5 protein-coding genes and 1 pseudogene are annotated in these 10,742 nt (G+C 71.6%); 5 read left to right on the forward strand and 1 reads right to left on the reverse strand.

Going from position 1 to position 10,742, the window contains the following annotated elements; genetic code table 11:
• Positions 1–374: 374 nt before the first annotated feature.
• The 5 genes from acnA to HKK72_RS30335 all read left to right on the forward strand — a co-directional run bounded on the left by acnA (position 375) and on the right by HKK72_RS30335 (position 9,960).
• Entirely contained in the window at positions 375–3,146 is a 2,772-nt protein-coding gene (gene acnA, locus HKK72_RS30315; RefSeq protein ID WP_187237863.1) for an aconitate hydratase AcnA, read from the forward strand.
• Positions 3,147–3,510: 364 nt separating this feature from the next.
• Complete coding sequence (locus HKK72_RS30320; protein ID WP_187237864.1) at positions 3,511–5,625, forward strand: fibronectin type III domain-containing protein; 2,115 nt, start codon at positions 3,511–3,513, stop codon at positions 5,623–5,625.
• 45 nt (positions 5,626–5,670) lie between these two features.
• Positions 5,671–6,666 (forward strand): MoxR family ATPase, encoded by a 996-nt coding sequence (locus tag HKK72_RS30325; RefSeq protein ID WP_315987524.1) that lies wholly within the window; start codon positions 5,671–5,673, stop codon positions 6,664–6,666.
• A 4-nt stretch (positions 6,667–6,670) separates the two neighbouring features.
• Positions 6,671–7,846, forward strand: coding sequence for a DUF58 domain-containing protein (locus HKK72_RS42450; RefSeq protein ID WP_187237865.1), 1,176 nt, complete (start codon positions 6,671–6,673; stop codon positions 7,844–7,846).
• The gene (locus HKK72_RS30335; protein ID WP_187237866.1) at positions 7,843–9,960 is read left to right on the forward strand and encodes a DUF3488 and transglutaminase-like domain-containing protein; all 2,118 of its coding nucleotides are present in this window, start codon (positions 7,843–7,845) and stop codon (positions 9,958–9,960) included. Before HKK72_RS42450 ends, HKK72_RS30335 begins: the two co-directional genes overlap by 4 nt.
• Before the next feature lie 4 nt (positions 9,961–9,964).
• On the opposite strand, the pseudogene HKK72_RS40200 reads toward HKK72_RS30335, so the two are convergent.
• A pseudogene (locus tag HKK72_RS40200) lies at positions 9,965–10,742 on the reverse strand (hypothetical protein); the annotation flags it as partial.

A 10,742-nucleotide genomic window follows, 5' to 3' on the forward strand; every position in this document is an offset into this window, starting at 1 on the left:
CCGCCGTGTGTCCGTCCCATCTCGCTGTCCCTTCCGAGATCTGTCTGAGAACACTGTAGATACGCCAACGATATATCGATAACGGATCGAGTCAAGAGCCGGTTCCCGCGGAGGGGCGGGAGAGTAACTTGATGTCGAGATAAATCTGCAGTAGCTTGACGTCGAGAGAAATCCTGCGGAAGTTAGGCGAGCCTCAGTTCCCGGGGCCGCGGGGGTTAAGGCAGGATTCAGTCGTGGAACCCACCGCGCAGGCGGGGTGCGGGAGCGGTGCTGGAAAGCCCGCATGGAGACCCGTGCCGGCAGCGGTCTGTATGAATGCGCCCATGGAAGACGTCGTGGCGCTCCCCGAGCCATGACGTGATGGAGGAGGAGTCGTGTCCGCGAACAGCTTCGGCAGCCGTAACACGCTGCGGGTAGGCGACAAGTCGTACGAGATCTATCGGCTGGACGCGGTCGAGGGCGCGGCGCGTCTCCCGTACAGCCTCAAGGTGCTCCTGGAGAATCTCCTGCGCACCGAGGACGGCGCGAACATCACCGCCGACCACGTACGCACGCTGGCCGCCTGGGACCCCACGGCGCAGCCGAGCCATGAGATCCAGTTCACCCCGGCCCGCGTCATCATGCAGGACTTCACCGGCGTGCCCTGCGTGGTCGACCTCGCCACCATGCGCGAGGCCGTACGCGATCTCGGCGGCGACCCGAGCAAGATCAACCCGCTCGCCCCGGCCGAGATGGTCATCGACCACTCCGTCATCGTCGACTACTTCGGCTCCCCGGACGCCTTCGAGCGCAACGTGGAGCGGGAGTACGAGCGCAACGGCGAGCGCTACCAGTTCCTGCGCTGGGGCCAGACCGCCTTCGACCAGTTCAAGGTCGTACCGCCGGGCACCGGCATCGTGCACCAGGTCAACATCGAGCACCTCGCCCGCGTGGTCTTCGACCGTGACGGCGTGGCGTATCCGGACACCTGCGTCGGCACCGACTCGCACACCACGATGGAGAACGGCATCGGTGTCCTCGGCTGGGGCGTCGGCGGCATCGAGGCCGAGGCGGCCATGCTCGGCCAGCCGATCTCCATGCTGATCCCGCGGGTCGTCGGCTTCAGGCTGACCGGTGAGCTCCCGGCGGGCACCACGGCCACCGACCTGGTGCTGACGATCACCGAGATCCTCCGCAAGCACGGCGTGGTCGGCAAGTTCGTCGAGTTCTACGGTGAGGGCGTCGCCGCGGTGCCGCTGGCCAACCGCGCCACGATCGGCAACATGAGCCCCGAGTTCGGCTCCACCTGCGCGATCTTCCCGATCGACGACGAGACCCTCTCCTACCTGCGGCTGACCGGCCGCTCCGACGAGCAGGTCGCCCTCGTGGAGGCCTACGCCAAGGAGCAGGGGATGTGGCTCGACCCGGCGGTCGAGCCGGAGTTCTCCGAGTACCTCGAGCTCGACCTGTCCACGGTCGTCCCGTCGATCGCCGGCCCGAAGCGCCCGCAGGACCGCATCCAGGTCTCCGCGGCCAAGGAGACCTGGCGGCGCGACGTCCTGAACTACGTGCCGAGCATCCAGGGCCCGGTGGACGAGGCCTCGGACGAGTCCTTCCCGGCCTCCGACTCGCCGGCCAACTCGCAGCAGCAGGTCAACGGCGACCGCCCGCGCGAGCAGGCCGGCGCCATGGGCGGCCGGCCGAGCAAGCCGACTCCGGTGACCCTGCCGGACGGCACGTCGTTCGATCTCGACCACGGGGCCGTGGTCGTCGCCGCGATCACCTCCTGCACCAACACGTCCAACCCGTACGTGATGATCGGTGCGGCGCTGCTGGCCAAGAAGGCGGTCGAGAAGGGCCTGACCAGCAAGCCGTGGGTGAAGACCTCGCTGGCCCCCGGTTCCCAGGTCGTCACCGGCTACTACGAGCGCGCGGGCCTCACCCCGTACCTCGACAAGCTCGGCTTCAACCTGGTCGGCTACGGCTGCACGACCTGCATCGGCAACACCGGGCCGCTGCCTCCGGACATCTCCGCGGCGGTCAACGACCACGACCTCACGGTCACCGCCGTGCTGTCGGGGAACCGGAACTTCGAAGGCCGCATCAGCCCGGACGTGAAGATGAACTACCTGGCCTCGCCGCCGCTGGTGGTCGCCTACGCGCTCGCGGGCACGATGGACATCGACATCCTCAACGAGCCGCTCGGTGAGGACGCCGAAGGCCGGCCGGTCCACCTACGGGACATCTGGCCGTCCACGGAAGAGGTGGCCGAGGTCGTCGAGTCGTCCATCGGCAAGGAGATGTTCGCGAAGGACTACGCCGACGTCTTCACCGGCGACGCCCGCTGGAAGGGTCTCGACATCCCGACCGGCGACACCTTCGAGTGGGACCCGGACTCGACCTACGTCCGCAAGGCGCCGTACTTCGAGGGCATGCGGCCGGAACCGGCGCCGGTCACCGACATCCACGGTGCACGCGTGCTCGCCCTGCTCGGCGACTCGGTAACGACCGACCACATCTCCCCGGCCGGCTCGATCAAGGCCGACTCGCCCGCGGGCCGCTACCTGCAGGAGAACGGCGTCGCGATCAAGGACTTCAACTCCTACGGCTCGCGCCGGGGCAACCACGAGGTCATGATCCGCGGCACCTTCGCCAACATCCGGCTGCGCAACCAGCTGCTGGACGGCGTCGAGGGCGGTTTCACCCGCGACTTCACCCAGGACGGCGCGCCGCAGAGCACCATCTACGACGCCGCCGCCGCCTACTCCGCGCAGGGCACGCCGCTGGTCGTGCTGGCCGGCAAGGAGTACGGCTCCGGCTCCTCGCGTGACTGGGCGGCCAAGGGCACCGCTCTTCTCGGCGTGCGCGCCGTGATCGCCGAGTCGTACGAGCGGATCCACCGCTCCAACCTCATCGGCATGGGCGTGCTCCCGCTGCAGTTCGCCGACGGTGAGTCCGCGGCGTCGCTCGGCCTCACCGGCACCGAGACCTTCGACGTCACGGGCGTGGAGAAGCTGAACGAGGGCGAGATCCCGCGTGAGGTCACGGTCACCGCCGACGGCAGGGAGTTCACCGCGGTCGTCCGGATCGACACCCCGGGAGAGGCGGCCTACTACCGCAACGGCGGCATCATGCAGTACGTCCTGCGCCAGCTCATCGCCGACTGACGCGATGGCCACGGCCGGCCTCGTCCGGTCCGGCAGGGCGCGTGCGTCGCAGGGCCTGGTTACGGGCCGCCGTCCCATCGGGGCGGCGGCCCGTTCGCTGTTGTGGAGAACGCTACATTTTGGCCACAACTGCCTGGTATATCGGACGTTCTACCTCTACGCACAGGTTCGCTCGGGCACCATTGTCCCGATATTGGGCCTTAAGGCCCTGGGCTCGGTTTGGACTGATCGATAAGTTCCGTCAGGGACTGGGCTTAAGGCCCCGTATCAGTGTGGACTCGGCGAAATCGGAAGGACCTCCATGAGGGCTCGGCTGGGCGTCGTAGGATCCCGAATCCGCAATGGCGCATCGGCCGGAACCGTGGTGACGCTGGCGGTCGCCCTGGTGGCGACGGTCTTCGGCGTCGGCGCGCTCGGCCGGGTGGCCAACGTCTACGACGGCAGCGTCTGGCTGTGGAGCAGCAAGGGCGCGCAGGTGAGCCGGGTCAACGCGACGTCCGCGCGGGTCGATCTGCGTCAGCCGGTCGCGGACGCGCGCGGGAACCGGGTGCGGGTCACCCAGAACGACCGCTACCTGATCCTGCACAATCTCGACACCGGCCGGGTCACCTCGGTGGACCTGAAGTCGCTGGGCTTCTCCGGTCGCCTCGACGTGGGCCTCCGGGGCGACTTCCGGTTCGTGCTGAACGAGAAGGACGCCTTCATCATCGACCGGACGACCGGCGAGATCCGGGTGGTGAATCCGGCCACCCTGCAGCCGACCGGCACGGCGCTGCGCCTGCCCGGCCCGCTGGTCGGCGGTGAGTTCGACGGTGCCGGAGAGCTCTGGGTGGCCTCGCCCGGTCAGGGCACCGCCATCGGCGTCCGGCTGGCCGAGGGGCGGCCGCAGGTCGTCCATACGGTGCCGGTGGCACCGCCCGGCCACGACCTTGCGGTGACCGTGCTCGACAAGGGATTGCTGGCGGTCGATCGCAGCGGTCGTGACCTGGTGGCGGTCGCCGACGGACGTGCTGACAAGATCGCTTCGCCGGTGCCGCTCGCCGGGGCCACGATGCCCGACCGCACCAACGGATCGCTCGCGGCGGTGACCGTACCGCCGGTCCGCGCCGTGGTGACGATCACGAACGTGCTGGGCGACGATAAGAGCGCCCGTGCGACCACGTTGAACGACACCCACACCGGAACCGCGGTCCCCTTCGGCGGGAAGCTGTACGTGCCCGACAGCGACGGCCGTCGCGTGCGGGTGTACGAGCCCGGGGGCAAGCAGGTCAGTGTGATCACCATCCCCGGCGGCAGCGGCGGGCTGGAGCTCGAGGTCCGCGAGGACAACCTGTTCATCAACGACCCGGGCGGTCGTAAGGCCGCCGTCGTCTCCCGGGGCGGTGAGGTCAAGGTCGTGGACAAGGAGGAGGGCCCGTCCACCATCGGTGGCAACCGGACTCCTGAGCCCAGGCCGACCGACCGGCCGAGCAACGGGCCGAAGGACAACGCCGGCGATCAGCCCTCGCACCCCGCGGACGACGCCACCTCGCCCGCCCGGCCTGCCCTGCCGTCGCGGCCGGCCGTACCGCCGGTGGGCGGTGTGCCGTCGCAGCCGGGTCAACCTTCGGTGCCCGCTCAACCGTCGGCGTCGCCCCCGGTCGTGCCTCCGGTGCCCGAAGAGCCGGCGCCGGATCCGGGCGACCCACCCGGGGCGCCGGTCCCGGTGACCGCGCTGGCCGGCGACAGGCAGGTCAGGCTGTCGTGGGCACGGGCGCACTCGCCCGACGCACCGATCGACAGCTACCGGGTGACCTGGACCGGCGGCGCACGCACCGTGCCCGGCGACCGGTTGGACACCGTGGTGACCGGTCTCACCGACGGCCGGGCCTACCGCTTCCGGGTGACGGCGACCAACCGCTTCGGCACCGGGCCCTTCGGGCAGTCCGAAGAGGTAACGCCGACCGGATCACGCCCCGACACGCCCACCAACGTCACCGCCGAGGTGAAGAACGGTGTCGCGGTCGTGTGCTGGGACCAGGTGAAGGGCTCCTCCGGATACGTGATCAATTCGATCAACCAGTCGGGCACCGCCGACTACGCACCTCGCACCTGGGGCAACGAGCCCATCATCGTGGTCAACGGTGTGCCCAGGGTGGAGATCGAGCTCCCCGGCCTGCCCGCGGGGACGTGGCGATGGACCGTGGTCGCCCGCGACGCGAACGGTGGCACCAGCGGGGTCAGTGCGCCGAGCAACTCCGTACGGGTCGGGGGCGCCAACAACCCGCCTCCGAACACCCCGCCCCCGAACACCCCGCCCCCGAACACCCCGCCCCCGAACACCCCGCCTCCCAACGACCCGCCTCCCAACGACCCGCCGCCGCCGGCCGACGACGTCATGCCGGGCGACGATGACTGGGGCGACGTCATCCCGGTCGATCCAGGGCCCGACGACGGCCAGCCAGGAGAGATTCCCGGCCATCCGCCGCTCGACGGATAGGGCGACCAGAGCAGGAGGCGTACGGCCGGAAGTGTTGGGACCCAAGTGAACCAAAAACCGCTGACCGTCAACGAGGCCGCCATCGCGGCCGACCAGGCGGACCGGCTCGCCACCAGCATCGAGGCGGTGGTGCTGGGCAAGCCCGGTGTCATCAGGCTGGCCCTCACCGCGCTCTTCAGTGAAGGACATCTGCTGTTCGAGGACGTGCCCGGGGTCGGCAAGACGACCCTGGCGCGCGGCATCGCCGCAGTGATGGAGGGCGCCTGGCGGCGCATCCAGTTCACCCCCGACCTGCTGCCCGCGGACGTCACCGGCGTCACGATCTTCGATCAGACGGCCAGGGCGTTCGAGTTCCACCCGGGCCCCGTGTTCGCGAACGTGCTGATCGCCGACGAGGTCAACCGGGCGTCTCCGAAGACGCAGTCGGCGCTGCTCGAGGTCATGGAGGAGCGCCACGTCACGGTGGACGGCGTACGCCATCCGGTGCCCCGCCCGTTCCTGGTCGTGGCGACGCAGAACCCGGTGGAGATGGACGGCACCTATCGGTTGCCGGAGGCCCAGCTCGACCGGTTCCTCATGCGGCTGTCGCTGGGCTACCCGGACGCCGTTACCGAGCTGGCGCTGATGAGGGGCGCGTCGCTGCGCTCCCCGGACGACGTGGAGCCGATGACCAACTTCAAGGACGTCGCCCTGATGGGGGAGCTGGCTCGGCGCGTGCACGTCCACGACTCCATCTACGAGTACGTGCTCAAGCTCGCGCGGCAGACCCGGGAGCATCCGGGCCTGCGGCTCGGCGTATCGCCGCGCGCCACGTCGGCGCTGATCCGTGCCGCGCGGACGCACGCGATGGCCGACGGCCGGCCGTTCGTGACTCCCGAGGACATCAAGACGCTGGTCGGGCCGGTGTGGGCGCATCGCCTGGTGCTGACGCCCGACGCCGCGCTCCGCGACCTGACCGGTGCCGTGCTGCTCCACCAGATTCTCGATGTGACGCCGGCCCCGCGTCCCGGGGTCGAGTACGCGACCCCGGAGCGCGTCTGACGCCGTGCCGACCCGACGGGGACTGCTGGTCGTGGCGTCAGGGGTGACCCTGCTCGTCCTCGGCCCGCTTCTCGGTTACCGCGAGCTGGCGCTGCTCGGTGCGCTGGCGCTGGTGGCCGTCGCGGTCGCCATGGGGCTGGTCGGGCGGCCGGCCCGGCTCCAGGTGCGGCGCCGGATACCGGTCAACCGGGTGGCCACGGGCAACAAGATCGTGGTGACGCTCGAGGTCGAGGCCGAGACGGACGGCCGCTCGTCGCGCCACGGGCTGATGGCGGCCGAGTGGATCAGCGGTCCGGACGGCCGCGTCCGCTGGTCCCTGCGGGCCATGCGGGCCATGCCGGCCCGGATGACCTACGAACTCGTCGCGCGGCGGCGGGGAGTGCTCGACATCGGGCCGCTCGAGGCCGGTCGCGTCGACCCGCTCGGCCTGGCCGCCACGATCCGCCGGCATGGCGGGACCGACCGCGTGTGGGTGCATCCTCCCGTCCACCGGCTGCGAGGCGTGCCCGGCGGCATGATCGCCGATCCCGAAGGGGATCGGGACGCCGCCCAGGCCGGCGGCCTCACCTTCCACGGCCTGCGCGAACATGTTCTCGGCGACGACCTGCGCCAGATCCACTGGCGCAGCTCCGCACGGCACGGGCGCCTGATGGTGCGCGAGTACGTCGACACCTCGCGGCCGAAGGCGGTCGTGCTGGTGGATCAGCGCGCGACCGGGCGCGACCAGCTCGACGAGGTGGCGTCCGCAGCCGCATCGGTGCTCGCGCTCGCGATCCGGGCAGGGCTCGGCTGCGAGCTGCAGCTCTCCGGGGGACGCCGCAGCGACGGCAGGGGCGGGCCCTCCACGATGTTCGACCTGCTCGCCGAGATGACGCACACGGCTCCCGGGCCCGCCGCCGGGGCAGCGACCCCCGCCGGCGCCGCCGCGGACCCCGACCTCGTCCGTTCCTGCCGGCTGCTCCGGCTGCGGCCCGCCGGCGATGTCGTCGTACTGCTCAGCGCGGTCGCGGGCAGCGCGGACCTGATCGTCTTCGGTGAGCTGCGCGACTGCTACGCCGGGCTCGTCACGGGACTGATCGGCGGCACGGCCGGCATCGCGGTTCCCGGGCTGCTCGTGCTCAACGCCGCGACCGCCGAAGAACTGGCCGCTCGATGGGATGAGGTAACGAAGTGGCGGTGAGCCGCACCGCGGCCTCGATCACGTTCGCGGCGCTGTGCACCGCGGTGTGGGCTCCGGCGCTGGTGTTCGCGCCGGGTTACGCCGACCGCGTGATGATGCGCGTACTCCTCGGCTGCGCGGCCGTGGCGTCGGTGGCCGTCACGACGGCGCTGGCCGGCCGGCTCTCCAGGGTCGGCGCGCTGCTGGGAGGGCTGCTCGCGCTGGTGGGGGTGGTGGTCGCGCTCGCCGCATGGCGGCCGGGTCAGGTGCCCGGGGCGGTGCCCGGCGCGGCCGATGCGCTGCTGCACACCGGTGCCCGCATTCTGACGACGACGCCGCCCGCACCCACCACCGTGGACACCGTCACCCTGCCGCTGGCCGGTACGTGGCTGGCCGGCGCGGCCGCCGCGCTGGCGCTGCGGGCCGGCCGGCCGCTGCTCGCGTTGCTGCCCCCCGTGGTGCTGCTGACCGGCGCGGTGGTGCTGGCCGGGCCGGACGGCGCGCCCGGTTACCTCGCGGTGACCGTGCTCGTGGCCGCAGGGGCGACCCTGCTCGGTGCCTTCACGGCCGCGGAATCGGGCGATGGCCGGGAGACCCGGGCGGTTCTGCGTGCGATCGGCGTGGCCGTGCTGCTCGCCGGGCTCGCCGCGTTCGCCGGGCCACCGGTGCTGGCGGAGTGGTCGAGGCGACCGCCCGATCCCCGCCCGGCCGCGAAGCCGCCCGTGACCCGGGATGAGGCCGTCAACCCGCTGAGCTACCTCCCGGGGTGGGGCGCCCGGCCGCTCGATCCGCTGCTCACCGTGCGCACCGCCCGGCCCGTGGAGCTGCGCTGGGTGACGTTGTCGGAGTTCACCGGCGAGACCTGGCTGCCGGAGCAGGGGTACAGCCCGGCCGGTGAGATGCTGCCGCCGCCGGTCCCGGCGCCGCCGCGCCCCACTTCGCAGCGGGCGACCCTGACCGTGGCGAATCTTCCGGGACCGTGGTTGCCCGCGGTGGGAAATCCGCGCAGGATCGAAGGGGTGCCGGTGTCGTACGACCCCGAGTCGGGCACCCTCGTCGCCCGTGACGGCCGGAGCGTCGGGCACCGCTACGCGGTCACCGGTGACGTGCCGGGTTGGCGGCCCACCGACGCCGCCCGGGCGCTCGTGCCCACCGACCCGGCCTTCGATCGCTATCGAGAGCTGCCCCCGGGCGCGCCCTCGCGCATCGGAGAAGTGGCCGCGGTCGTCGCCGGGACCGACAGCCCGTACCGGCAGGCGGTCCGGCTGGCCGAGTACCTGCGTCGTGACTATGTCCTCGACGCCCGGGGCCGGGGCGGCCACGGGTACGCCAATCTCGCGGCGTTCCTCGTGATGCCCGGCGAGGGACGGCGCGGCTCGGGCACCGCCGACCAGTTCGCGAGCGCGTTCGCCGTGCTGGCGCGCGCGGCCGGGCTGCCCAGCAGGGTCGCCGTGGGTTTCGGCCAAGGCGGAACGGACGGCCCCGATGGCCGTCAGGTCCGCACCGGCGACGCCCTCGCCTGGGGCGAGGTGTACTTCGACGGCGTGGGCTGGGTGCCGTTCGACGTGATCCCCGGCACCCGGACCGCGTCCGGTTCCGGAGCGGCCCCCGAGGGTGCGGCGCCGACCCCGGCACCGGGCAGCGCGGCGCCCCAGAGACCGGAAGGCGCGCGGCCCGCAGCGCCCGCCGCCCCGGCCGAAAAGGACACGCCCGACCCGGATGACTCCGGCACGTGGGTCGGGCTCACGGTCGCCGCGCTGGTGGTGCTGCTCGCGACACCGCTTGTCGCGGTGCCCGCCCTGCGCCGCCGCCGTACCCGGCGCCGGCTGCACCAGGGCACACCGGCGGATCGGATTCTGGGCGCGTGGGCGGAGCTGCTGGACGGGCTGCGCCTGGCCGGGCGGCCGGTGCCCGTGGCGCACACCGCCAAGGACGTGGCCATCGGTCACCCCTCGCTGGAATGGCTGGCGGTTCAGGTGAACGCGGTCGGCTTCGGGCACGCCGGCGATGTCGAATCGGTACAGGCGACGGCCGCGGTAGACCTCGCGTACGGCTACGTGCGCACCCTCAGGCGGTCGCGATCACGACTTCGCCGGCTGCTGTGGTGGCTCGACCCTCGTCCGCTCTTCTGGTGAGCGGTCATGTTCTGCGCTTGGTGCAGACGGGTTCGGCGGCGCCGACCTGATCGACATCGAGAACCGCGAGCACGGTGAAGCAGTAGTTCGCCTGCGGGTTCAGGCCGGTGATCTCGGTCTTCGTACCACCGGCGGGCACCTCGGCCAGCGTGGTGGGCGTCCTGCCCACAGGCCCGCCCACCACGTAGTAGGAGGCCTTTCCGGCACTCCGGTCCTGCCACGACAGCGCCACGACGAGCTGGCGGTCGGTCATGCGGACCTGCTCTGGAGTGTGGCGCGCATCCGCCCTTGGCGTGATGATCTCGCCGGACGGGAGCGGGGCGGCCGCGGCCGACGAGGACGGCCGGGCCGACGGTTCCGGAGAAGAGCCCCCGCGCAGGGCCAAGGCCACGACCACCATCAGGCCCAGCGAGACCCCGGCGATCCCGGCCCTGGCGTACGTCGAGCGGCGGCTGCGCGGAATCTGAGCCGACCGATGACGTCCTGGCGGGATCGGCTTGATCTCGACCGGAGCGGTCCAACTCCCCGGCCGATAACCGGACTGGTCATCGGCAAGGTCCCGTTCGGAGACGCTCGGCTCTGGCTCTGGCGCTGGAACCGGCTCTGGCTCTGGCTCGGGTTCCGGGGAATCCTGATCGAGCAGGTAGTCGAGTGCGGGTGCCGGTTCCGGTGCGGATGACTCCGGTTCCACCCGGTGCTGCGGTTCTGGGACGGCGCCGGTGGAGCCGGGTGTGGGGATGACCGGCTCTGGTGCCGGTTCGTCCGCCGGCGCCGGCGCCGGC

It is taken from the genome of Actinomadura sp. HBU206391, assembly GCF_014323665.1.
Classification (GTDB): domain Bacteria; phylum Actinomycetota; class Actinomycetes; order Streptosporangiales; family Streptosporangiaceae; genus Actinomadura_C.